This is a genomic window from Azospirillum formosense (genome assembly GCF_040500525.1).
In the GTDB taxonomy this organism is placed as follows: domain Bacteria; phylum Pseudomonadota; class Alphaproteobacteria; order Azospirillales; family Azospirillaceae; genus Azospirillum; species Azospirillum formosense_A.
Map to the genome: position 1 here is coordinate 1,147,858 of NZ_CP159403.1, position 23,047 is coordinate 1,170,904.

Below are 23,047 nucleotides of genomic sequence, written 5' to 3' on the forward strand. Positions count from 1 at the left end.
GGGCGGGGAAAGGGCTTGGGCGTTCGGCGGGGGATGGGATTTGGTCAGACGAACAGATTGAAGCTGCCCATCAACTTCTGCGTGCCGGTCTGGCCGGTGGGGATCGAGTTCAGGCTCGCCGCCGCCTGGTTCAGCCCGTCCAGCATGGCCTGCTGGCCGCTGGAGAGGTTGAACGGGCTTTCGCCCTTCTTCGGCGCCTTGGCGACCGTGTCGTAGTCCTGGGTGTATTTGCCCATGCTGAGCTGGATGGCGTAGTTCTTGGCGTCCTTGGGCGACTGCCCCTTCTCGCGCGTCAGGCGCAGCGTGTAGTCGCCACGGTCGAGTTCGTACTCGCCCTGCATCATGCTCTTGAAGGCGTCGTAGTTCTTTCCGGCGCTCTTGTCGCTGTCGGCCAGAACGGTGCCGAACTTGGACATCACCTGGACGCGCAACCCCTCGTCGCCGACCTGCCCCAGGGTCACCTCGCCCTTGGTCGTCACGCGGAATTTGTAGAAATCGACGGGATCGTCGGCGCCCAGAGCGCCGACCACGTTCAGGCGCGTCACGTTCTTGGCGAGAACGCCCATGTCCGTGGCGAAGCCGGGGGTGTTGACGGAGGACTTGCGGACGTCCTTGCGGAATTCCTGCACGTTGCCGGCTGCGGCGGCCTCAGCCTCGCGCTGGGCGTTCAGGCGTTCGACGGCAGCGGACACGGACTTGTTAAGGTCCGCGACCATCTGACCAACGCCGGCCATTGCGTCTGACATGGCACCCTCTCCCATCAGGCGCGCCCCCGGACGGGGAAGCACGAATGGATCGCTCGACCCTCACTTTACCGCAAAGAATGTAAAGTTGCGAATTGTTTTTCGCCCAAATTTCAGATAAGGCGGGAATCCAGTTGTCCGGCCATCCGCCTCAACACGCCAGGGGTGTCCTCGCCGCCTTGCGGTTGGAAGAGACGCTGCGCCGGGAACCAGGGGCGCACCGCGGTGCCGAGCTGGGTCCAGTCCCGTCCGCCGAAGCGCCAGACCGGCACGCCGAGCGCCGCCGCCAGTTCCCCCACCGCCGTGGCGGGCGCGATCACCAGATCCAGGTTCGCCATCAGCGCGGCCGTCCCGTCGAAATCGTCGGTCAGGTCGAGATCGTCCCAGCGGTGGATGGCGACGCCGAACAGATCCTCCGCCGCAACCCGCTCGGCCTCGCACGCGCCATGCTGGAGGGTGACGAAGACCACGCCCGGCACGGCGAACAGCGCGCCCCACTGGTCGAGCCGGCTGTAGGCGGCGCGGCGCGATTCGGTCACCAGCGCGCTGCGCCAGCCGATCCCCACGCGAAGGCCGGGGCCGAGCGTCGCCACCCGCTCCCGCCAGAGCGCCACCCGCGCCGGGTCGGGGACCAGCCAGCCGCCGGCCGGCCCGGGGAAGGCGGACAGGTCGCGGCGGAAGACCCGCGCCAGGGAACCGATGGGCGTGTGCAGGTCGCAATCGGGCACGGCCGCCGCGCCGGGGCCGTGCGGACGGACCAGCGCGGCGGGAAAGGAGCGGGCGAACAGCGGCACCAGCCGCCGGTCGGTCTCGATCACCACGGAACGGGCGCGGGCGATGGCCTCCCCGCAGAGGGAGGAGAACAGGATGGTGTCGCCCACCCCCTGCTCTCCCCAGACCAGCAGGCGCTTGCCCGCGAGATCCTCGCCACGCCAGGCGGGCAGCCGCGGCGGACGCGTCCCGCCCGCCTGACCGGACGCGAAGCGCCAGCCATAGCCGGCCCAACCCTCGGCCAGATCGCCGCGCTCCAGCCGCAGCAGGCCGCGGTTGAACCGGGCCAGAGGCAGATCGGGCGTCGCGCGCAGCGCCCGCCCGTACAGACGCTCCGCAAGCGTCCCGTCGCCCAGGCGCTGCACCGCCAGCCCAAGATTGCAGAGCGCCGCCGCGTAGCCGGGGTCGAGCGCCAGCGCACGGCGGAACCAGCGGGCCGCCTCCGCGTGGCGGAGCCGGGCCTGCAGCGCGTGGCCGAAGTTGTTGTTGGCCTGGGGCTCATCCGGCATCAGCCGCAGGGCGCGGCGGTGTGTCCGCTCGGCCTCGTCCAGACGCTCGGCGTCGCACAGCCCGCCACCGAGGTTGGAGAGAGCCTCCGGCAGCGCCGGGTCGAGCAGGACGGCGCGCCGCCACGCCGCCAGGGCGGCGGCTGCGCGGCCCTGCCGGCTCAGCGCGTTGGCCAGATTGTTCCAGAACGGAGCTCGGTCGGCGCAGTGGACCAGGGCGGCGCGGTGGCAGGCTTCGGCCTCCGCGAAGCGGCCCTGACCGGCGCGCAGCGTGCCCAAGCTGTCGGCCGCGTCCACGCATCCGGGATCGAGGGCGAAGGCCGCCTCGAAGCATGTGGCGGCCCCGTCGATCTGCCCGAGATCGCGCAGCACCAGCCCGAAGCCGGAGAGCAACGCCGGGTTTCGGCGATCCAGCCGCAAGGCGTCGGTGTAGGCGGTCACCGCCTCGGCCAGCCGACCTTCGGCGTGATGGCGGGCGGCCTGGGCCGTCAAACTGGAGATGTCATCGCGGGTAGGGGCGTCGGGACTCATCCCGGCAGAGTGGCCCGCGGAACCGGAGCGGCGCAAGCGCCGTCCGGCCCCGCGGTTTCTCGGTTGCTCAGTCCTCGCCGTCCTGCAGCGCCGGCGGACGCGGGGCGGCGTTGACCGGGGCGGCGAGCTGGGCGTCGACCACCGCCACCGCCGTCATGTTGACCAGACCGCGCGTCGTCACCGACGGGGTGACGATGTGCACGGGGCGCGCGGCGCCCAGCAGCATCGGCCCGACATTCTGCGCGTCGGCCATGATCTTCAGCATGTTGAAGGCGATGTTGGCGGCGTCCAGGGTCGGCATGACCAGCAGGTTCGCCTCGCCCTTCAGGCGGCTGTCGGGCAGCACGCCCTTGCGCAGCACCTCCGACAGGGCGGCGTCGGCGTGCATCTCGCCGTCCACCTCCAGGTCGGGATTCTCATCGGCGATGAGCTGGTAGGCCAGCCGCATCTTGCGGGCCGACGGCGTGTCGGCGCTGCCGAAGTTGGAGTGGGAGAGCAGCGCCACCTTCGGTTCGATGCCGAAGCGCTTCACCTCCTCCGCCGCCAGCCGGGCGATCTCGGCCACCTGCTCGGCGGTCGGATCGGGGTTGACGTAGGTGTCGCAGATGAAGTGCGTGCCCTTCTGCGAGATCAGGCCGTTCATCGCGCCGGCGACCTTCACGCCCTTGCGCAGCCCGATCACGTCCATGACGTGGTTGAAGTGGTCGCCGTAGCGGCCCGAGGTGCCGCAGACCATGCCGTCGGCCTCGCCCCGGCGGACCATCAGCGCGCCGAAGACGCTCGGCTGGGTGCGCACGACGTTCAGCGCGTTGGCCGGCGACACGCCGCGGCGGCCCATCAGCTGGCGGTAGACCTCGGCGTAGTTGTGGCAGCGCAGGTCACGGGCGGCCTCGATCACCTCCACGTCCTTGCCGATGCGGATGCGCAGGCCCATGTCGGCGATCGTCCGCTCGATCACGTCGGCGCGGCCGAGCAGGATCGGGTGGGCGATGCCGTCGTCCACCACCACCTGGGCGCAGCGCAGGACGCGCGGCTCCTCGCCCTCGGCGTAGACGATGCGCTTGGGCGCCGCCTTCGCCTTGGTGATGACCGGCTTCATGACGAGGCCGGAGCGGAAGACATACTGGCCGAGGCTGTCGCGGTAGGCGCGGAAATCGGCGATCGGCCGCGTCGCCACGCCCGACTCCATGGCGGCCTTGGCCACCGCCGAGGACACCTCGATCACCAGGCGCGGGTCGAAGGGCTTGGGCAGGATGTAGTCCGGGCCGAAGCGCAGGTTCTCACCCACATAGGCGGCGGCCACCACGTCCGACGGCTCGGCCTGGGCGAGGCTGGCCATGGCGTGGGTGGCGGCGATCTTCATCTCCTCGTTCACCGTCGTCGCGCCGACGTCGAGCGCGCCGCGGAAGATGAAGGGGAAGCACAGAACGTTGTTGACCTGGTTGGGGAAGTCCGAGCGGCCGGTGGCGATGATGGCGTCGGGGCGGGCCTGCCGGGCGAGGTCCGGCATGATCTCCGGCTCCGGGTTGGCCAGCGCCAGCACCAGCGGCTTGTCGGCCATGCGGACCAGCATCTCCGGCTTCAGCACCTTGGCGCCCGACAGGCCGAGGAAGATGTCCGCCCCGTCGATGACGTCGTCCAGCACGCGGGCGTCGGTGTCCTGCGCGTAGGCGTCCTTGTAGGGGTTCATCTCCTCGTTGCGGCCCTTGTGGACCACGCCGATGCGGTCGACCAGCCAGACGTTCTCGCGCTTCACGCCCAGGCTGAGCATCAGGTCCAGGCAGGCGATGCCCGCGGCGCCGCCGCCAGTGGAGACGACCTTGACGGTGGAAATGTCCTTGCCGACCAGCTTCAGCCCGTTGAGGACGGCCGCACCCACCACGATGGCGGTGCCGTGCTGGTCGTCGTGGAAGACCGGGATCTTCATCCGCTCGCGGCAGCGGCGCTCCACCTCGAAGCAGGCGGGGGCGGCGATGTCTTCGAGGTTGATGGCGCCGAAGGTCGGCTCCAGCCGGACGATGGTGTCGACCAGCCCGTCGACGTCCTTCTCGTTCAGCTCCAGGTCGAAGCAGTCGATGCCGGCGAACTTCTTGAAGAGGACGGCCTTGCCCTCCATGACCGGCTTGGCGGCCATCGGGCCGATGTCGCCCAGCCCCAGCACCGCCGTGCCGTTGGTGACGACCGCCACGAGGTTGGCGCGGGCCGTCAGCTCGGCGGCCTGCGCCGGATCGGCGGCGATGGCGCTGGACGCCGCGGCCACGCCCGGCGAATAGGCCAGGGCGAGGTCGCGCTGGTTCGCCATGGGCTTGGTGGCGACGATCGCCAACTTACCGGGCTTCGGATTCCGGTGGTACTCAAGCGCCATCGCGTCGAAGTCGCCGGACATACGTCCTCTCCCCTTTTAACTTGATTTCAGTTAATTTGCCGAACGACGAACTGTTTCCCCTCCGGCTTATACCCGAATTGCCCGGGCACCGGAATGGGAAAGGGGCAGCCCGTGGCGGACCGCCCTCTCCTTTTCACCTCCAAGGACCGGAGGCCGGACCCGCGTCAGATGCGGGCCAGGGCGGGTTCCTTGAAGTGCTCCTGGTACTCGGCGACCGCCTTGCTCTCGTCGAACTCGCCTTCCATCTTGGCGACCACGATGGTGGCGACGCCGTTGCCGATCAGGTTGGTGATGGCGCGGGCCTCCGACATGAAGCGGTCGACGCCCAGCAGCAGCGCCAGACCTTCGATCGGCAGATGGCCGGTGGCCGACAGGGTGGCCGCCAGCGTCACGAAGCCGCCGCCAGTGACCGCCGCCGCGCCCTTCGAGGTCAGCATCAGCAGGCCGAGGATGGTCAGCTGCTGCCAGATCGTCAGGTCGATGTTGAAGGCCTGGGCGATGAAGATCGCGGCCATCGACAGGTAGATCGAGGTGCCGTCGAGGTTGAACGAGTAGCCGGTGGGGATGACGAGGCCGACGACGTGCTTGGAGCACCCGAACTTCTGCATCTTCTCCATCATGCGCGGCAGCACGGACTCCGACGAGGAGGTGCCGAGCACGATCAGCAGCTCGTCCTTGATGTAGCGCAGGAAGGTCAGGAGGCTGAAGTTGTACAGGCGGGCGATGCTGCCCAGCACGACGAAGACGAACAGCGCCATGGTGATGTAGACCGCCGCCATCAGCTGGCCGAGCGAGGTCAGCGACGACACGCCGTACTTGCCGATGGTGAAGGACATGGCACCGAAGGCGCCCAGCGGAGCGACGCGCATCAGGATGCCGATCACGCCGAACAGGGCGTGCGACACCTTCTCGAACAGGTCCTCGACCACCTTGCCCTTCTGGCCCATGGCGGACAGCGCGACGCCGAAGATCACCGCGAAGAACAGGATCTGCAGCATGTCGCCCTTGACGAAGGCGCCGACGACGTTGTCCGGGACGATGTTGACCAGGAAATCGATGGTGGTGTGGTTCTGAGCCTCGGTCGCGTATTTGGCGACGGCGTCGGCCTTCAGCGAACCGGCCTGGATGTTCATCCCCGAGCCCGGCCTCACCAGATTGACGACCAGCAGGCCGAGACCCAGGGCGAAGGTGGTGACGATCTCGAAGTACAGGATCGCCTTGCCGCCGACCTTGCCGACCTTCTTCATATCGCCGATCGAGGAGATGCCGGTGACCACGGTCAGGAAGACGATCGGACCGATGACCATCTTGATCATCTTGATGAAGACGTCGCCCAGCGGTTTCATCTGCACCGCAAGAGCCGGATAGAAATGGCCGAGCAGGATGCCGATGGTGATCGCGGTCAGAACCTGGACGGTCAGGTTCGTGTAGAATGGCTTTTTCTGGGGCTGCCCTTGGGCGTGCATGGTCGTCTCCTCGTGGCGTTCCTGAAATGGGCTGCCGCTCTTGTCTCGCGGTCGGCGGCCTGCCCGTCATGCCCTTGTCAAAGCAAGCGGTGTGCCAAAAACAAAAGTGAGGAATCGCAGCGCTCCGACGAAACGCGTGGGTCAGAATCCGCACGACACGGGCGGAATCCATGTGCGAAAATCCGCACATCGAGACCTCTTGTTGCGATGCAACATGAAACGAGGACCGTTGGTTAGGATCGTCCCCACCCGCTGGACATTTTCGCAAAGCCGCGACTGGATTGCCCGGCGGCTGCCCGCCCTGTTCGCCCGTCCGCGGCGGGTGATGCTGGCCGTGCTGGTCGTCGGCATGCCGCTGGCCGCGGCGGTGGCGGCGGGCCTGGCGGCGGACAACGCCGGCGAATCCCTGCGCGAACAGGGGGCGGCGCAGCTGTCGCTGTACGAATCCAACCTGCGCACGGAGCTGGAGCGGCACGCCGCCGTGCCGATGGTGCTCGCCCACGACCGCGAGGTCGCCGACCTGCTGCGCGACCCCAGCCCGGAGCGGGTGGATCACCTGAACCGCAAGCTGGAAGCCATCGCGGCGACGCTGAAGGCGTCGGCCCTCTATGTGATGAACGCGGCCGGCACCACCGTCGCGGCCAGCAACTGGAACGCCTCGCCCAGCTTCGTCGGGCAGAATTTCAGCTACCGCCCCTATTTCCAGTCGGCCATGGAGCAGGGGGAGGGGCATCATTTCGCGCTCGGCACCACCTCGCTCGTCCCCGGCTACTACACGGCGCAGCGGGTGGTGGCGGAAAACCGCACAGACGGCCGGGCGGGCGACCGGGGGGCCGGCGTCGTGGTCCTGAAGGTCGGCTTCCAGGCGCTGGAACGCGCCTGGTCGCACGGCCAGGAGAAGGTTCTGGTCTCCGACCGCGACGGCGTCGTCTTCATCACCAACGTGGAGGGCTGGCGCTACAACGCCCTGCCCCGCCGCCTCCCGGTCACGCTGCCCGCGGCGACGGTCCCAACGACCGAGGAGATCCCCACCCTGCCCTGGGCCTTCGGCGGGGCCTCCGACCGCATCACCCTGCGGGAAGGCGACGCGGAGCGGCGGTACCTCCTGCAATCGGCCGCGGTGCCCGGCGGCGACTGGACGATCCACGCCCTGACCAGCCTCGCCCCGGTCGCCACCCGCGCCCAGCAGGCCGGCCTGCTCGCCGCCGCGGTGGTGGCGCTGACCGCCCTGACCGGCCACGCGCTGGCCCAGCGCCGCCTGAACCTCGTGGAGCGGCTTGCCATGCAGGAGGAGGCGCGGGCCGAGCTGGAGCGCCGCGTGGCCGCCGCCACGGCGGAGTTGCGGGCCACCGAGAACGAGCTGACCCAGGCGGCCAAGCTGGCGGCGCTCGGCCAGATGTCGGCGGCCATGGCGCACGAGATCAACCAGCCGCTCGCCGCCATCCGCAGCTTCGCCGACAACGCAGTGGTGCTGCTGGAGCGCGGACGGCCGGATTCGGTGCGCGACAATCTGGCGGAGATCGCCGACCTGACCGACCGCATGGCCGCCATCACCCGCAGCCTGAAGGGCATCGCCCGGCGCGCCTCGGGCACGCTCGGCGCGATCTCCGCCGCCGCCGCCGTCGGGCAGGCGCTGGCCCTGCTGGAGGCCCGCCTGCGGCGCGAGTCCGTGACGGTGGACACCGATCTGCCACCCGGCCCCCTGCTGGTCACCGGCGAGGACGTGCGGTTGCAGCAGGTGCTGGTCAACCTGATCGGCAACGCCGCCGACGCCATGCGCGCCTCCCCCCGCCGCCATATCCGGATCGCCCTGGCCGCGGAGGGCGCGGAGGAGGCGGTACTGACCGTCCGCGACAGCGGCCCCGGCATCGCGGAGGCCGACCTACCGCGCATCTTCGTGCCCTTCTTCACGACCAAGGAGGCGGGCGACGGGCTCGGCCTCGGCCTGTCGATCAGCCACGGCATCGTCGAGGATTTCGGCGGCAGCCTGACCGCCGCCAACCACCCGGAGGGCGGCGCCCTCTTCACCATCCGCCTCAAGCGCAGGGATATCCAGACATGACGACCGGCAGCATCGCCCCGGGCGGCTCCGTCCTCTTCGTGGACGACGAGCGGTCCGTCCGCCTCGCCGGGCAGCAGGCGCTGGAACTGGCCGGCTTCGACGTCACCGCCTGCGACGGGGCGGAGCGCGCGCTGCGCCATCTCGGCCGCGACTGGCCGGGCGCCCTGGTCACCGACGTGCGCATGCCGCAGATCGACGGGCTGGAGCTGATGGAGCGCGCCCTGGCGCTGGACCCCGAGCTGCCGGTCATCCTGATCACCGGCCATGGCGACGTGCCGATGGCGGTGGAGGCGATGCGGCGCGGCGCCTACGATTTCCTGGAAAAGCCCTTCCCCTCCGACCGGCTGGTCGAGGTGACGCGGCGCGCGGTGGAGAAGCGCCGGCTGGTGCTGGAGAACCGGCGCCTGCGCGACCAGCTGGCCGGGGTGCCCGCCGGGGAGGCCTCGCCCATCGTCGGGCGCACGCCGGGGATCGAGCGGCTGCGCACCGCCATCGCCGCGGTGGCCGACACCGACGCCGACGTGCTGGTGCTGGGCGAGACCGGCACCGGCAAGGAGATGGTCGCCCGCGCCCTCCACGCCGGCAGCAACCGGCGCAAGCACCCCTTCGTCGCCCTGAACTGCGGCGCCATGCCCGAGGCGATCTTCGAAAGCGAGCTGTTCGGCCACGAGGCGGGGGCCTTCACCGGGGCCGGCAAGCGCCGCGTCGGGCGCATCGAGCACGCCAGCGGCGGCACCCTGTTCCTCGACGAGATCGAGAGCATGCCGCTGTCGCTCCAGGTCAAGCTGCTGCGCGTGATCCAGGAGCGGGTGGTGGAGCCGCTCGGCTCGAACGAGCTGATTCCCGTGGACCTGCGCGTCGTCGCCGCGACCAAGGTGGACCTGCGCAAGGCGGCCAGCGAGGGCAAGTTCCGCGAGGACCTCTATTACCGGCTCAACGTCGTCGTGGTGACCATCCCGCCGCTGCGCGACCGCCGCGACGACATTCCGCTGCTGTTCCAGCATTTCGTCGTGCAGGCCGCCGCCCGCTACAACCGCGAGCCCCGCGCGCCCAGCCCGGCTCAGGTGCAGCGGCTGATGGCCCACGACTGGCCGGGCAACGTCCGCGAACTGCGCAACGCCGCCGACCGCTTCGTCCTTGGGCTGGACGACACGCTGTCCGCTGTGGGCGGCACCGCTCCGGCGATGGCCGCGGGTGGCGGCGGCCTGTCGCTGGCGGAGCAGGTGGACCTGTTCGAGAAGAGCCTGATCGAAAGCGAGCTGGCCCGTTGCAAAGGCAGCGTGAAGGCCGCCATCGAGGCGCTGAACATCCCCCGCAAGACCTTCTACGACAAGCTGAAGCGCTATGGCCTCAGCCGCGAGGACTTCGTGGAGTGACGGGCCGTCATTCCGCGGCCAGAGCGTGGGCGAAGGTCTCCACCCCCTGCACGCCGGCCGCGCTCAGCCCGTAGGTGCCCTTGGCGATGCGCTCGAACCAGCCATAGACGTTGCGCTGGAGAATGGCCGCGGCGTCCTTCGGCGCCCCGGCGGCGCGCAGCGCCTTCAGCGACAGCGGCCCGGCGGCCAGCAGCCGGGCGCAGCGCAGCGCGTCCTGGCGGTAGGCGGTAACGATGGGCACGCGGGTGGAGCCGCCGCGGTTGGGGTCGCCGCGGCGCCGCGCGTGCTCCCCCAGCAGGCGGGCGGTGCGCGTTTTGTCCTTGCGCGGGCTGTAGGGAACGGGGTCGAGCAGAACCTCCACCTCATGCCCCGCCGCCCGGCCGGTGTCGACGATCAGCAAGCCGACGCCCAGCCGTCGGCACAGCTTGCGCACCCCGCTGTCGTGGGGAGACGCGCCGCTGGCCTTGCGCCCCGGCTGCGGCACGGCGAGGTAGACGGTGTCGGTCAGGGCGAGCCGGTCCACCCCCTGAAGCAGCAGCTCCAGAGTGAAGCGCTTCTTCAACTCGACGATCAGCGGCGGCTCGGCCCCACGCACCGCGACGAGGTCGCAGCCGTGAATCTCGGCCTTCACGTCGTAGCCCTGGGCTTCGAGGAACGCCTTGACGGGGGCGTAGAGGTCGGTTTCGGCGGTGATGGGCAAAGCAAGAAACCTTCGCTGCGAGCCTCCACCCCACCCCCTTTCTCCACAGAACGGAGAAAGACGGTAAGGCCTTTCAGAATAGCCGCTTGCCTTCGCTGAACACACCATGCTTCGCAACGAACTCATCATAAGCAATCAGCGCCGGGCGGTTTTCCTCAGCCCAGCGCCGCTGCTCATCGGTCAAATCCCGGACTCCAAGGGCCACATCGGCCCCTGGCTGGGGAGCGCGAGGGAGCGACAGCCCCTCGCTCGACATCACGCCGCGGCCTTCTGCTTGCGCAGGATGGCCAGGATGTCGGAGGCGGCCTTCGGGATGTTGGTGCCGGGGCCGTAGATGGCGGCGGCCCCCGCCTTGTAGAGGTAGTCGTAGTCCTGGGGCGGGATCACGCCGCCGCAGACGACGAGGATGTCGCCGGCGCCCTGTTTGCGCAGCTCCTCGACCAGTTGCGGGACCAGCGTCTTGTGACCGGCGGCCTGGGACGACACGCCGATGACGTGCACGTCGTTCTCCACGGCCTGACGGGCGGCCTCGTCCGGGGTCTGGAACAGCGGCCCGATGTCCACGTCGAAGCCGATGTCGGCGAAGCTGGTGGCGATCACCTTGGCGCCGCGGTCGTGGCCGTCCTGGCCCATCTTCACGACGAGGATGCGCGGGCGGCGGCCCTCCTCGGCGGCGAAGGCGGACACCTCCTCCTGGATCTTCTTGAAGCCCTCGTCGCCCTCATACGCGGCGCCGTAGACGCCGGAGACGGAGCGGATGACCGCCACATGGCGGGTGAAGGCCTTCTCCAGAGCGTCGGAGATCTCGCCGACCGTGGCGCGGGCGCGGGTCGCCTCGACCGCCAGGGCCAACAGGTTGCCGGACTTCTCGACGGCGGCCTTGGTCAGGGCCTCCAGCGCGGCGCGGCACTTGGCGTCGTCGCGGCTGGCGCGGACCTGGTTGAGGCGGGCGATCTGGGATTCGCGCACCGCCGTGTTGTCGATGTCCAGCACGTCGACCATCTCGGGGTTCTCCGGACGGTACTTGTTGACGCCGACAATCACCTCCTCGCCGCGGTCGACGCGGGCCTGCCGGCGGGCGGCGGCCTCCTCGATCAGCAGCTTGGGCATGCCGCTGTCCACCGCCTTGGTCATGCCGCCCAGATCCTCGACCTTGTTGATGAGGTCGAGCGCGGCATTGGCGAGGCTGTGGGTCAGATTCTCGATGTAGTAGGAGCCGCCCAGCGGATCGACCACGTTGGTGACGCCCGACTCCTCGGCGATGATGAGCTGGGTGTTGCGGGCGATGCGGGCGGAGAATTTGGTCGGCAGGCCCAGCGCCTCGTCGAAGGCGTTGGTGTGCAGCGACTGGGTGCCGCCCAGCACCGCGGCCATCGCCTCGATGGTGGTGCGGATGACGTTGTTGTAGGGGTCCTGCTCGGTCAGGCTGACGCCGGAGGTCTGGCAATGGGTGCGCAGCGCCAGCGAGCGGGCGTCCTTCGGGTCGAACTTCTGCTTCATCAGCGTCGACCACAGCAGGCGCGCGGCGCGCAGCTTGGCGATCTCCATGAAGAAGTTCATGCCGATGGAGAAGAAGAAGGACAGGCGTGGCGCGAACTTGTCGACCGGCAGCCCCTTGGACATGGCGGCGCGGACGTATTCGAGACCGTCAGCGATGGTGAAGGCCAGCTCCTGCACCGCGGTCGCCCCGGCTTCCTGCATATGGTAGCCGGAAATCGAGATCGAGTTGAACTTCGGCATGTTCAGCGCCGTGTACTCGATGATGTCCGCGATGATCCGCATCGAGGGTTCGGGCGGATAGATGTAGGTGTTGCGGACCATGAACTCCTTGAGGATGTCGTTCTGGATGGTCCCGCTCAGCTTGTCCTGGCTGACCCCCTGCTCCTCCGCGGCGACGATGTAGCTGGCGAGGATCGGCAGCACCGCGCCGTTCATGGTCATCGACACCGACATCTTGTCGAGCGGGATGCCGTCGAAGAGGATCTTCATGTCCTCGACGCTGTCGATGGCGACGCCGGCCTTGCCCACGTCGCCGACCACGCGCGGGTGGTCGCTGTCGTAGCCGCGGTGGGTGGCGAGGTCGAAGGCGACCGACAGGCCCATCTGACCGGCCTTCAGGTTCGCCTTGTAGAAGGCGTTGGATTCCTCGGCGGTCGAGAAGCCGGCGTACTGGCGGATGGTCCAGGGCTTCACCGCGTACATCGTGGCGCGCGGGCCGCGGGTGAAGGGCGGGAAGCCGGGCAGGCTGTCCAGCTCCAGGCCTTCCAGATCGTCGGCGGTGTAGAGGGCCTTGACGTCCAGCCCCTCCGGAGTCTTCCAGACGAGGTCATCGAGCGTCCCGTTGGCGCCCAGGTCCTTGGCGGCCAGGCTCTGCCAGTCGGCCTGGGTCTTCTTCGGGAACTCGCTCATGGGACGTCTCCTCGACACGGCTTCTTGGTTCGAATGATTTGCAACGATCAATGAATTGGATAGGGCGCTTGCCCCCACCCCGACCCTCCCCCGCTTTCGCAAGGGAGGGAGATCACTCCCCTCCCCCGCGAAAGCGGGGGAGGGTTAGGGAGGGGGCAAGCGCGAGCCCCCTGCCCTCAGCCCTGCGACCGGCGGGCGACCACCTTCCAGGCGGCCTGCATGATCGCGGCCCCCAGCGCGGTCTTCAGGACCGTGGCGGCCAGGAACGGCGTCAGGCCCAGCGCGACGGCCTTCTCGCCGCCGAACAGGACAGCCATCCAGGCGACGCCCGGAACGAACAGCAGGGCGTGACCGATCGCCAAGGCGCCGACGGCCTTGAGCGGGCTGCGGTCCCAGCCGCGCTCGGCCAGCCAGCCGGTGACGCCGGCGGCCAGGACGAAGCCCAGCAGGTAGCCGGCGGTCGGGCCGGCCATGTAGGCCGGGCCGGCGGCCGGGCCGGCGAAGACCGGCAGACCGGCGAGGCCTTCCAGCAGGTACAGCAGGACCGTCGCCGTGGCGAGGCGGCTGCCGTAGGCCATGCCGAGCAGGATGACGACCATGCTCTGCATCGTCATCGGCACCGGCCAGAACGGGACCTGGACCTTGGCCGAAGCGGCCAGCAGCAGGCTGCCCAGAACCGCCGCGGTGGCGGCGGTGATCAGGCCGCCCCGCGGGGCGACCGTCTCGAGAAGCGAAGCGGCACGCTGCGAAAGCGTGTTTGCGAAAGCCATCGTCCTTACCTTTCCCTATATGTCGGAGCCCGCTTGGCTCACGCGAACTCCAGGATCTTCTGATCGACCGCCAGGCTGGAGCCGGGCGTCGCGTGCACCTTGGACACCGTGCCATCCTGCGCCGCGCGCAGGATGTTTTCCATCTTCATCGCCTCGACCACGGCCAGCACCTCGCCGGCCTTGACCTCCTGCCCCTCGGTCACGGCGACCGAGACGAGCAGGCCGGGCATCGGCGACAGCAGGAACTTCGACATGTCCGGCGGCGCCTTCACCGGCATCAGCGCGTCGAGCCGCGCCGCGTTCGGCGTCAGCACCTTGACCAGCGCTTGGGCGCCGGAGTGGGACAGGCGGTAGCCGACGCCGACGCGGTCCACCTGCACGCAGACATGCGCGCCGTTCACCGTGCCGCGGAACAGCGGCTGGCCGAGCGTCCAGTCGCTCCACACCACATGGTGCCTGCCCTCGAAATCGACGGTGTAGCCGATGCGCTGCGGGCTGCCGTCCGTCGGGCGGACATGGACCGGATGCTGCGCGCCGTCCATCACGACGACCCAGTCGTCGCGCACCCGGACCTTGTTGCCCGGCATCTTGCCGGAGATATGGATGTCGCGGTCGTTCAGGCAGCGGTGGATCACCGCGGCCACGGCGATCAGGATCGCCGGGTCTTCGGGCGGCAGGTCGGAGGCGTGGAAACCGTTTGGGTATTCCTCGGCGATGAAATTGGTGGTCAGCCGGCCTTCGACGAAGCGCGGGTTGGCCATCAGCGAGGCGAGGAACGGGATGTTGTGGCTGACGCCGCGGATGTAATACTGGTCCAGCGCCTCGCGCATGCGGGCGATGGCGGCGTCGCGCGTCGACCCCCAGCTGCACAGCTTGGCGATCATGGGGTCGTAGAACATGGAGATCTCGCCGCCCTCGTAGACGCCGGTGTCCACGCGGACATGCGGGTCCTCCGACGGCGGACGGTAGTGGGTCAGCCGGCCGGTGGAGGGCAGGAAGTTGCGGAACGGGTCCTCGGCGTAGACGCGGGACTCGATCGCCCAGCCGTGCAGGTGGATGTCTTCCTGGCGAAGCGTCAGCTTCTCGCCCGCCGCGACGCGGATCATCAGCTCGACGAGGTCGAGGCCGGTGACCAGCTCGGTAACCGGATGCTCCACCTGGAGACGGGTGTTCATCTCCAGGAAGTAGAAGTTGCGCTCGGCGTCCACGATGAATTCGACCGTGCCGGCGGACTTGTAGTCCACGGCGCGGGCCAGCGCCACGGCCTGCTCGCCCATCGCCTTGCGGGTCGCGGCGTCGAGGAAGGGCGACGGCGCCTCCTCGATGACCTTCTGGTGGCGGCGCTGGATCGAGCATTCGCGCTCACCCAGATACAGGGCGGTGCCCTGCCCGTCCGCCAGCACCTGGATCTCGATGTGGCGCGGCTGCTGGATGTACTTCTCGACGAAGACGCGGTCGTCGGCGAAGGAGGAGCGCGCCTCGTTCTGGGCCGAGCGGAAGCCTTCGCGGGCCTCCTCGTCGTTCCAGGCCACGCGCATGCCCTTGCCGCCGCCGCCGGCCGACGCCTTGATCATCACCGGGTAGCCAATGTCGCGGGCGATGGTCACCGCCTCGCTGTCGTCGGCGATGACTCCCAGATAGCCGGGCACCGTGCTGACGCCCGCGGCCTTGGCCAGCTTCTTGGACTCGATCTTGTCGCCCATCGCCTGGATGGCGTGGGCGTCCGGGCCGATGAAGGCGATCCCGGCCGCGGCCAGCGCCTCCTGGAACTCGCGCTTCTCCGACAGGAAGCCGTAGCCGGGATGGACGGCCTGGGCGCCGGTCTTCTTGCAGGCGTCGACGATGCGGTCGATCAGCAGGTAGCTCTGCGCCGAGGGGGCGGCGCCGATGTGGACGGCCTCGTCGGCCATCTCGACGTGCAGGGCGTTCTTGTCGGCGTCCGAATAGACGGCGACCGTCTTGATGCCCAGGCGGCGCGCCGTGCGGATGACGCGGCAGGCGATCTCGCCGCGGTTCGCGATCAGGATCTTTGAGAACAGGGTCGTCATGGGGCGGCGCGCCTTCAGAGCGGGATGTTGTCGTGCTTGCGCCAGGGGTTCTGGAGCTGCTTCTTCTTCAGCATGGACAGCGCCTTGATGACGCGCCGGCGGGTGCCGTGCGGCATGATGACGTCGTCGATGTAGCCGCGCGACGCCGCCACGAACGGGTTGGCGAACTTCTGCCGGTATTCCTCGGTGCGCGCCTCGATCTTGGCGGTGTCGCCGATGTCGCCGCGGAAGATGATCTCCACCGCGCCCTTCGGCCCCATCACCGCGATCTCCGCCGACGGCCAGGCGTAGTTGATGTCGCCGCGCAGATGCTTGGACGCCATCACGTCGTAGGCGCCGCCGTAGGCCTTGCGCGTGATGACGGTGATCTTCGGCACGGTGGCCTCGGCGTAGGCGAACAGCAGCTTGGCGCCGTGCTTGATGATGCCGCCGTATTCCTGGCTGGTGCCGGGCATGAAGCCGGGGACGTCCACCAGGGTGAGGATCGGAATCTCGAAGGCGTCGCAGAAGCGCACGAAGCGCGCGGCCTTCTTGGAGCTGTCGATGTCCAGGCAGCCGGCCAGAACCATCGGCTGGTTGGCGACGATGCCGACCGTGCTGCCGTTCATGCGGCCGAAGCCGATGATGATGTTCTTTGCGTAATCGGGCTGAAGCTCGAAGAAGTCGCCCTCGTCGACCGTCTTGAGGATCAGCTCCTTCATGTCGTAGGGCTTGTTCGGGTTCTCCGGCACCAGCGTGTCGAGCGACAGGTCGTCGCGGTCGATCGGGTCGGTGCAGGGACGCTCCGGCGCCCGCTCGCGGTTGGAGGCCGGCAGGAAGTCGATGAAGCGGCGGAGCTGGAGCAGCGCCTCGACGTCGTTCTCGAAGGCCATGTCGGCGACGCCGGACTTGCTGGAATGGGTGATCGCCCCGCCCAGCTCCTCCGCCGTCACCACCTCGTGGGTGACCGTCTTCACCACGTCCGGGCCGGTGACGAACATGTAGGAGCTGTCCTTCACCATGAAGATGAAGTCGGTCATGGCCGGCGAGTAGACCGCGCCGCCGGCGCACGGCCCCATGATCAGGGATATCTGCGGAATGACGCCCGAGGCGTTGACGTTGCGCTGGAACACCTCGGCGTAGCCGCCGAGCGAGGCCACGCCCTCCTGGATGCGGGCGCCGCCGGAATCGTTCAGGCCGATGACCGGCGCGCCGACCTTCATCGCCTGATCCATGATCTTGCAGATCTTCTCGGCGTGGGCTTCCGACAGCGAGCCGCCGAAGACGGTGAAGTCCTGGCTGAAGACGAAGACGAGGCGCCCGTTCACCGTGCCGTGACCGGTGACCACGCCGTCGCCGGGAACCTTCTGGCCTTCCATGCCGAAGTCGTTGCAGCGGTGCTGCACGAACATGTCGAACTCCTCGAACGAGCCTTCGTCGAGGAAGAGTTCGATGCGCTCCCGCGCGGTCAGCTTGCCCTTGGCGTGCTGCGCGGCGACGCGCTTTTCGCCGCCGCCCAGCCGCGCACCGGAGCGCATGGCGTCCAACTTGGCCAGAATTTCTTGCATCAGGCGTTTCCCACTTTGGCGAGCGGCGGAGGGCTTTGCGAACCTTGTGGCAGCGGTCCCCTCACCGGAACGCCTGGATTATTCACAAGATTTGCAACAGGGCAATTGGCCGGACGGGAAAAATGTGCGAAGTTGCGAACATCTTTGCAAACGCAGCGCGCGGTTTGCCAAGTTTGCGAATATGCACTTCGACATAATCTTCGGGTGATAGGCGGGTCCATGCAGAAGCTCTTCCTCGGCTACAAGCTCCGCCGCCTGCGCGAGCAGCGCGGGCTGACCCAGGCGGCGCTGGCCAAGACGCTGGACCTGTCGCCGAGCTACCTGAACCAGATCGAGAACAACCAGCGCCCGCTGACCCTGCCGGTGCTGCTGAAGATCTCCGCCGTGTTCGAGGTGGACCTGTCCAACTTCGTGGAGGACGAGGACAGCCGTCTGGTCGCCGACCTGCGCGAGGCCCTGGCCGACCCGCTGTTCGCCGGGGCGCCGCTGACCAACGCCGAGCTGCGCAGCGCCGTCGGTTCCAGCCCGGAGCTGGCCCGCCGCGTGCTGAGCCTGCACCAGGCCTACCAGAAGCTTCACGAGCGGGTGCAGTCGCTGGCCGACAGCCTGTCGAACCAGGAGCCGAGCGACGCCTTCGCCGGGCCGCAGTTCCCCTACGAGGAGGTCCGCGACTATTTCCACTACTGCAACAACTACATCGGCCCGCTGGACGAGGCGGCGGAAAAGCTGTGGGACACGGAGAAGATCCACTCCGGCGCCCTGCTGAACGAACTGGCCGCCTATTTGAAGCGACGGCACGACGTGCGGGTCAAGATCGTCGCCGACGACGGCGAGACCGCCATGCGCAGCTACGACGGCAGCACCGGGACGCTGCGCCTGTCAGCCCTGCTGAACGGCCCCAGCCGCGCCTTCCACATGGCGCACCAGATCGCCCTGCTCGGCTTCGGCGACGTCATCGAGGACCTGGTCGCCCAGGCCAAGTTCTCCAGCGAGGACGCGCAGTCGATCTGCCGGGTCGGGCTCGCCAACTATTTCGCGGGGGCTCTGGTCCTGCCCTACCGCGCCTTTGCCGCCCAGGCCCGCGCGCTGCGCCACGACGTGGAGCAGTTGCAGAGCCGCTTCGGCGCCAGCTTCGAGCAGGTCTGCCACCGGTTGTCCACCCTGCAGCGGCCGGGGGCGCGGGGCTTGCCCTTCTACTTCGTGCGGGTGGACATGGCCGGCAACATCACCAAACGCCATTCGGCGACACGCTTCCACTTCGCGCGCTTCGGCGGCGCCTGCCCGCTGTGGAACGTGCACGAAGCCTTCGCACAGCCCGGCAAGATCCTGGTGCAGTTCGCCACCATGCCCGACCGCACCACCTACATCGGCATCGCCCGCACGGTGACCAAGCGCGGCGGCGCCTATCTCAAGCCGTCGCGCCAGTTCGCCGTCGGGCTCGGTTGCGAGGCGACCCACGCCAACGAGATCGTCTACGCCGCCGGCATCGACACCTCCAACGAGGCCGCCGCCGTGCCCATCGGCGTGAACTGCCGCATCTGCGAGCGCACCGACTGCCAGCAGCGCGCCTTCCCGCCCATCGGCAGCCAGCTGTCGGTGGACGAGCACCACCGCAGCTTCGTCCCCTACCTGTTCACCCAGGAGGGGCGGACCGTGGAGAAGGCCTGAACGGTTGGCGATCCGCCACGGCCGCTCTATCATCCGCAGCCCAACCGACAGGATCACGACATGACGACGCCCACCGCCCGGCCCCTGCCCCAGAAGACCATCGGCGTCCTCGGCGGCATGAGCAACCAGGCCACCGCCGAATATTACCGCCTGCTGAACGAGGGGCTGAACGCCCGCTTCGGCGGCTGGGACAACGGCGAGATCGTCATCGTCAGCGTCAATTTCGGCAACATCGAGCATTTCGTCCGCCGGAACGAGTGGGACGCCGCGCACCGCTACCTGTCCGGCAAGGTCGACGCGCTGGAACGCGCCGGGGCCGACGTGATCCTGTGCGTGTCGAACACCATGCACCGCGTGGTCGAGCCGATCATGGCGGAGCGCGCCACCCCCTTCATCCACATCGCCGACCCGACCGGTGCCGCGATGCGGGCCGCCGGCCTGTCGCGGGTCGCCCTGCTGGGCACCATGCCGGTGATGCGCTCCGAGGACCTGCACCGCCGTTACGCGGAGCGTTTCGGGGTCGAGATCATGGTGCCGTCGGACCCCGACAAGGAAGCCGTGGACCGCATCATCTTCGACGAACTGGTGCGGCGCGACCTGCGTCCGGAGTCCAAGGCCCGCTACCTGGAGATCATCGACCGGCTGGCCGCCGACGGGGCGCAGGGGGTGATCCTCGGCTGCACGGAGATCTTCCTGCTCGTCGACCAGGCCGACCGCCCGGAATTCCCCATGTTCAACACGACGGCGCTCCACACCGACGCCGCGGTGGCCTTCGCGCTGGGCGCCTGAAGCGGAAGGCATTCCGCTCTGGACCGCGACGGCGGTCCCGGCCGCGCGTGCGGCCGAAGCCCGGCCGGCACATGAGGCCAAGGCTTCGCCGGGCGCCGTCATTCCCCGGCAACCCTCCGTTGGGCAATATGTGCCCATGGGCAAAGTCGGATCACGCAAAAATCGAGCAGATCCGCATTATCGCTTCCCTGTGGGCAACCCTCTGGACGCTCATCGCGGTTTTCCCGGCACGGCCAAGGCGTGGCACAACCTTTGCTGTTCACCCGATGACCGACAATGCCCACGAACCGCAAGGGCACGAACCGCGATGGAGGGAAACGTGCAAATCCTTGGAAGTCATCCGCCCGCCGGTCCAGTCGCCGTCCCGGATCGAAGCCCGGATCGGAGCCGGATGCCGGGTGCCGGCCGATCCCCCGGTGCGCCCAGCTTCTCGGACCTGCTGTCGGCAAAAGCCTCCGATCCACCGGCGCCTTCGGCCGCGCCGACCGGAAGCGGCGAGATCGACCGCATGCAGCAGGAGCTTGCCGCGTACAGGAACGAGCGGGACAAGGTCGTCCGGAACCGGACAACCGACCCGCCGGCGTTTCAGCTGGCGCTGCCCGTCAACGACCGCGGCTACATGCCCTATGTGACGGCCGACCAGCAGAAGCTGATGGACCGCATCACCGACTCCTACCTCGGCCGGCCGGAGCATGAGATGGAGACGATGTGGGAGGAGCTGAGGGCCAACGGCCTGGCACCGGAGCAGCTCGCGCGCACCGCGGCGTATTTCGTCAATCTCGACGGAGAGGTCGTCAGCCGCGCCGTGGCGACGGAAGGCCAGCGCCCCGCCCAGCACGGCGCCACCGCTTGGACGGCGTCGAGCGTCTGACGGCGGAGGCTTCGGCCGGGTGAGGCGTCGTCCGCGGCCGGCGCCGGCTATGGGGCGTCGGCCTCCGGCTTTTGCGCGTCGCCCTCCTGGCCCTCCTGGATGAGCTGCGACCGAAGGCCGGCGGGCGCGCCCTCCGCCCAGATCAGCAGGGCGTCAAGAGCCGGGCACAGCGACTGGCCCCATTCCGTCAGGTGATACTCCACCTTCGGTGGAACCTGATGATGAACGATGCGCCCGACCACACCGTCGCTTTCGAGCTGGCGAAGCTGCTGGATCAGCATCTTCTGGGAAATGCCGGGGATGGCCCGCTCAAGATCGGAAAAGCGCCGCACCTGACCGCCGAACAGCTGGAACAGGATCACGAGCTTCCACCGGCCTTCCAGGACCCGGAGCACGTTCTGCACGCTCTGGGCCGCCGACCGCGCCGTGTAGGACGCACGCTTACCTTCCGGTAAGTACCTTACTTTTTCGTCGGTTCTTGTCATCTGGACAGCTTAATAGCACGCTCTTTCCGTCGCAACACATTCCCGGAGAGAGCCATGACCCATGATCTTCCTCCAGCGGTCGCCGCCTATGTCGAGGCCAACGCCCGCCTCGACGGCGAAGGCATGCTCGCGGCCTTCGCACCGCACGCGGTCGTTCTCGACGATGGCGGACGGCACGAAGGACACGAGCAGCTCAAGGCCTGGATTCGCACGGCGATCCTCGACAGCCGGGCGATCTTCAGGCCCGAGGCTTGGCGCGACGAGGATGGCCGCATCGCGGTGGACGGCCTGACCTCCGGCGATTTCAACGGAAGTCCGATCCGCTTCACCTTCCGCTTCCAGCTTGAGGACGGGGCGATCGTCGCCCTGGCGATCGCGTGATGCCCGCCCGCATCGATCCCCTCGAGTTCCAGGGGCGCCGCGTCGTCGTCACCGGCGGAACCAAGGGCGCCGGCCGGGCGACCGTCCGGAGATTCCTGGCCGGCGGTGCCCGGGTCGTGACGGCCGCGCGCAAAGGTGCCGGCGATCCGGCGGGCGCCCGGCTGGTGGAAGCGGACCTGACCACGTCGGAGGGCGTCCAGCGGCTCGCCGAGGCGGCCATGGAGAGCCTTGGCGGGGTGGATGTGCTCGTGCATGTCCTGGGCGGCTCCGCGTCCCCCGGCGGCGGCTTCGCCGCCCTGACGGACGATCATTGGCGCGCCGAGCTTGACCTGAATCTGTTCGCCGCGGTGCGGCTCGATCGGGCCCTGCTGCCGCAGATGATCAGCCGCGGCAACGGCGCGGTCATCCACGTCTCATCCATCCAGCGCCGGCTGCCGCTGCACGATTCCACGACCGCCTATGCGGCCGCCAAGGCGGCGCTGACGACCTACAGCAAGGCGCTGTCGAAGGAAATCGGACCCAAGGGGGTCCGGGTCAACGTCGTCTCGCCGGGGTGGATCTACACGGAGGCCGCCGACGCGCTGGTGACCCGCATCGCGGCGAGCACCGGCGGAACGCCCGAGATGGCACGACAGAGCGTCCTGGACGCGCTTGGGGGCATCCCGCTGGGGCGCCCGGCCCAGCCCGAGGAGGTCGCGGAACTCATCGCCTTCCTGGCCTCGGACCGCGCGTCCGCGATCCACGGCGCCGAGCATGTCATCGACGGCGGGACGATCCCGACGGTCTGACCCGCCCCGCACCGGTGGCCCGGTGCGCGACGCTCGGCAATCGTCCGCCCGCCGTATTCGCTGGAGCGGACGGGCGGAAAGCTGCTAGGTTGACCGGGGCTTCAACGGGCGAGGGGGTGTCTTGGATGCCGCTGACGGAAAGGACCGCCCAGGGCGATCAGTATGTCCTTCCCGGCGCGGAACGCCGGACCGAGCCCGGCCTCCCCTACGCCGCCGAGCCTGACGGCCAACTCGCCCTCCACTTCTATGAACCGCCCCGTGCCGATGAGCGGGACCCCGGCAAGCCGCCGCCTTTGCCGCGCCCACTCCCCCGCCCCACCGCGATCAGCGAGGGTCCGCTCGCCGGCCGCGTTGCGTTCTTCCCGCAGGTCATGAATGATGTGACCGAAGCTTTCCGAGCGTTTTCCAACGTGACGAGAGAAAACCAGGATTGAGCGTTCGGGGATGATCCTTCGCTCCTGTTCGCGGTCCGCAGACCATCCGAGGATCGACGTTCATGCCTTTTGACAATCCGGCGGGTGATCGGACCCGTCGGCAACCGCGGATCGGGAAGACGTCCCGGCGGCAGACCACCGCCGGATCGCCGGCGCTTGCCCAACCGAAGGTGAACGGCTCCGCCCAGCAGAAGCACGCCCAGTGGCTTGCCCGCGCCGACGACGCCGAGCGGTCCGGCGATTCCGTCGAAGCCGAAACCTGTCGCCAACATGCGGAGCATTGGTTCCGCGTGGCCCACGACCGCCTGTAAGACCG

General features: G+C 68.7%; 20 protein-coding genes. 9 read left to right on the top strand and 11 right to left on the bottom strand.

The features are described 5' to 3' along the window. Positions 1–44: 44 nt before the first annotated feature. From ABVN73_RS18400 to ABVN73_RS18415, 4 genes are all read right to left on the bottom strand, one after another. Entirely contained in the window at positions 45–692 is a 648-nt protein-coding gene (locus ABVN73_RS18400; protein ID WP_353859712.1) for a hypothetical protein, read from the bottom strand. A gap of 164 nt (positions 693–856) precedes the next feature. Next, the gene (locus tag ABVN73_RS18405) at positions 857–2,512 is read right to left on the bottom strand and encodes a tetratricopeptide repeat protein (RefSeq protein WP_353859713.1); all 1,656 of its coding nucleotides are present in this window, start codon (positions 2,510–2,512) and stop codon (positions 857–859) included. Between the two features lie 106 nt (positions 2,513–2,618). Beyond that, positions 2,619–4,937, bottom strand: coding sequence for an NADP-dependent malic enzyme (locus ABVN73_RS18410; protein WP_353859714.1), 2,319 nt, complete (start codon positions 4,935–4,937; stop codon positions 2,619–2,621). Positions 4,938–5,101: 164 nt separating this feature from the next. Further along, positions 5,102–6,403 carry a dicarboxylate/amino acid:cation symporter gene (locus ABVN73_RS18415; RefSeq protein WP_353859715.1) on the bottom strand — a complete coding sequence of 434 codons (1,302 nt, stop codon included), beginning with the start codon at positions 6,401–6,403 and terminating at the stop codon, positions 5,102–5,104. Between the two features lie 229 nt (positions 6,404–6,632). Here ABVN73_RS18415 and ABVN73_RS18420 point away from each other — a divergent pair, with 229 nt between their 5' ends. Continuing rightward, positions 6,633–8,465, top strand: coding sequence for an ATP-binding protein (locus ABVN73_RS18420; protein WP_353859716.1), 1,833 nt, complete (start codon positions 6,633–6,635; stop codon positions 8,463–8,465). After that, a complete protein-coding gene (locus ABVN73_RS18425; RefSeq protein WP_353859717.1) occupies positions 8,462–9,841 on the top strand; it encodes a sigma-54 dependent transcriptional regulator in 1,380 nt (459 codons plus the stop codon). Before ABVN73_RS18420 ends, ABVN73_RS18425 begins: the two co-directional genes overlap by 4 nt. A 7-nt stretch (positions 9,842–9,848) precedes the next feature. On the opposite strand, the gene ABVN73_RS18430 is transcribed toward ABVN73_RS18425, so the two are convergent. The 6 genes from ABVN73_RS18430 to ABVN73_RS18455 form a co-directional block, all read right to left on the bottom strand. Then, complete coding sequence (locus ABVN73_RS18430) at positions 9,849–10,541, bottom strand: DUF2161 family putative PD-(D/E)XK-type phosphodiesterase (RefSeq protein WP_353859718.1); 693 nt, start codon at positions 10,539–10,541, stop codon at positions 9,849–9,851. 73 nt (positions 10,542–10,614) lie between these two features. Then, positions 10,615–10,725, bottom strand: coding sequence for a type II toxin-antitoxin system CcdA family antitoxin (locus ABVN73_RS18435; RefSeq protein WP_353859719.1), 111 nt, complete (start codon positions 10,723–10,725; stop codon positions 10,615–10,617). Positions 10,726–10,796: 71 nt separating this feature from the next. Continuing rightward, complete coding sequence (gene scpA, locus ABVN73_RS18440) at positions 10,797–12,950, bottom strand: methylmalonyl-CoA mutase (RefSeq protein WP_353859720.1); 2,154 nt, start codon at positions 12,948–12,950, stop codon at positions 10,797–10,799. Positions 12,951–13,126: 176 nt separating this feature from the next. Then, positions 13,127–13,720: a biotin transporter BioY gene (locus ABVN73_RS18445; RefSeq protein WP_353859721.1), complete on the bottom strand. Its 594-nt coding sequence runs from the start codon at positions 13,718–13,720 to the stop codon at positions 13,127–13,129. 38 nt (positions 13,721–13,758) lie between these two features. Then, entirely contained in the window at positions 13,759–15,759 is a 2,001-nt protein-coding gene (locus tag ABVN73_RS18450) for an acetyl/propionyl/methylcrotonyl-CoA carboxylase subunit alpha (protein ID WP_353860822.1), read from the bottom strand. A 23-nt stretch (positions 15,760–15,782) separates the two neighbouring features. Then, entirely contained in the window at positions 15,783–17,315 is a 1,533-nt protein-coding gene (locus ABVN73_RS18455) for an acyl-CoA carboxylase subunit beta (protein WP_353859722.1), read from the bottom strand. Positions 17,316–17,534: 219 nt separating this feature from the next. Between ABVN73_RS18455 and ABVN73_RS18460 the strand changes: the two genes are divergently transcribed. The 3 genes from ABVN73_RS18460 to ABVN73_RS18470 all read left to right on the top strand — a co-directional run bounded on the left by ABVN73_RS18460 (position 17,535) and on the right by ABVN73_RS18470 (position 20,643). Beyond that, the gene (locus ABVN73_RS18460; protein ID WP_137116513.1) at positions 17,535–18,983 is read left to right on the top strand and encodes a short-chain fatty acyl-CoA regulator family protein; all 1,449 of its coding nucleotides are present in this window, start codon (positions 17,535–17,537) and stop codon (positions 18,981–18,983) included. A gap of 60 nt (positions 18,984–19,043) precedes the next feature. After that, a complete protein-coding gene (locus tag ABVN73_RS18465; protein ID WP_353859723.1) occupies positions 19,044–19,772 on the top strand; it encodes an amino acid racemase in 729 nt (242 codons plus the stop codon). A gap of 508 nt (positions 19,773–20,280) precedes the next feature. Continuing rightward, positions 20,281–20,643 (top strand): hypothetical protein, encoded by a 363-nt coding sequence (locus ABVN73_RS18470; RefSeq protein ID WP_353859724.1) that lies wholly within the window; start codon positions 20,281–20,283, stop codon positions 20,641–20,643. Between the two features lie 47 nt (positions 20,644–20,690). Here the strand turns inward: ABVN73_RS18470 and ABVN73_RS18475 are convergent, their stop codons facing one another. Continuing rightward, positions 20,691–21,128 (bottom strand): helix-turn-helix domain-containing protein, encoded by a 438-nt coding sequence (locus ABVN73_RS18475; RefSeq protein ID WP_353859725.1) that lies wholly within the window; start codon positions 21,126–21,128, stop codon positions 20,691–20,693. Positions 21,129–21,182: 54 nt separating this feature from the next. Here ABVN73_RS18475 and ABVN73_RS18480 point away from each other — a divergent pair, with 54 nt between their 5' ends. From ABVN73_RS18480 to ABVN73_RS18495, 4 genes are all read left to right on the top strand, one after another. Beyond that, complete coding sequence (locus ABVN73_RS18480; RefSeq protein WP_353859726.1) at positions 21,183–21,509, top strand: nuclear transport factor 2 family protein; 327 nt, start codon at positions 21,183–21,185, stop codon at positions 21,507–21,509. Beyond that, positions 21,509–22,297 carry an SDR family oxidoreductase gene (locus ABVN73_RS18485; RefSeq protein WP_353859727.1) on the top strand — a complete coding sequence of 263 codons (789 nt, stop codon included), beginning with the start codon at positions 21,509–21,511 and terminating at the stop codon, positions 22,295–22,297. The genes ABVN73_RS18480 and ABVN73_RS18485 overlap by 1 nt, the downstream gene beginning before the upstream one ends. 125 nt (positions 22,298–22,422) lie before the next feature. Continuing rightward, positions 22,423–22,731, top strand: coding sequence for a hypothetical protein (locus ABVN73_RS18490; protein WP_353859728.1), 309 nt, complete (start codon positions 22,423–22,425; stop codon positions 22,729–22,731). 62 nt (positions 22,732–22,793) lie between these two features. Next, positions 22,794–23,042, top strand: a complete 249-nt coding sequence (locus ABVN73_RS18495) for a DUF4167 domain-containing protein (protein WP_353859729.1) — start codon at positions 22,794–22,796, stop codon at positions 23,040–23,042. Positions 23,043–23,047 lie beyond the last annotated feature (5 nt).

Coding starts and splice junctions, on each gene's coding strand:
- scpA (WP_353859720.1), bottom strand. CDS start 12,950: ATGAGCGAGTTCCCGAAGAAGACCCAGGCCGACTGGCAGAGCCTGGCC.
- ABVN73_RS18425 (WP_353859717.1), top strand. CDS start 8,462: ATGACGACCGGCAGCATCGCCCCGGGCGGCTCCGTCCTCTTCGTGGAC.
- ABVN73_RS18480 (WP_353859726.1), top strand. CDS start 21,183: ATGACCCATGATCTTCCTCCAGCGGTCGCCGCCTATGTCGAGGCCAAC.
- ABVN73_RS18410 (WP_353859714.1), bottom strand. CDS start 4,937: ATGTCCGGCGACTTCGACGCGATGGCGCTTGAGTACCACCGGAATCCG.
- ABVN73_RS18485 (WP_353859727.1), top strand. CDS start 21,509: ATGCCCGCCCGCATCGATCCCCTCGAGTTCCAGGGGCGCCGCGTCGTC.
- ABVN73_RS18475 (WP_353859725.1), bottom strand. CDS start 21,128: ATGACAAGAACCGACGAAAAAGTAAGGTACTTACCGGAAGGTAAGCGT.
- ABVN73_RS18490 (WP_353859728.1), top strand. CDS start 22,423: ATGCCGCTGACGGAAAGGACCGCCCAGGGCGATCAGTATGTCCTTCCC.
- ABVN73_RS18465 (WP_353859723.1), top strand. CDS start 19,044: ATGACGACGCCCACCGCCCGGCCCCTGCCCCAGAAGACCATCGGCGTC.
- ABVN73_RS18455 (WP_353859722.1), bottom strand. CDS start 17,315: ATGCAAGAAATTCTGGCCAAGTTGGACGCCATGCGCTCCGGTGCGCGG.
- ABVN73_RS18415 (WP_353859715.1), bottom strand. CDS start 6,403: ATGCACGCCCAAGGGCAGCCCCAGAAAAAGCCATTCTACACGAACCTG.
- ABVN73_RS18495 (WP_353859729.1), top strand. CDS start 22,794: ATGCCTTTTGACAATCCGGCGGGTGATCGGACCCGTCGGCAACCGCGG.
- ABVN73_RS18445 (WP_353859721.1), bottom strand. CDS start 13,720: ATGGCTTTCGCAAACACGCTTTCGCAGCGTGCCGCTTCGCTTCTCGAG.
- ABVN73_RS18470 (WP_353859724.1), top strand. CDS start 20,281: ATGCAGCAGGAGCTTGCCGCGTACAGGAACGAGCGGGACAAGGTCGTC.
- ABVN73_RS18460 (WP_137116513.1), top strand. CDS start 17,535: ATGCAGAAGCTCTTCCTCGGCTACAAGCTCCGCCGCCTGCGCGAGCAG.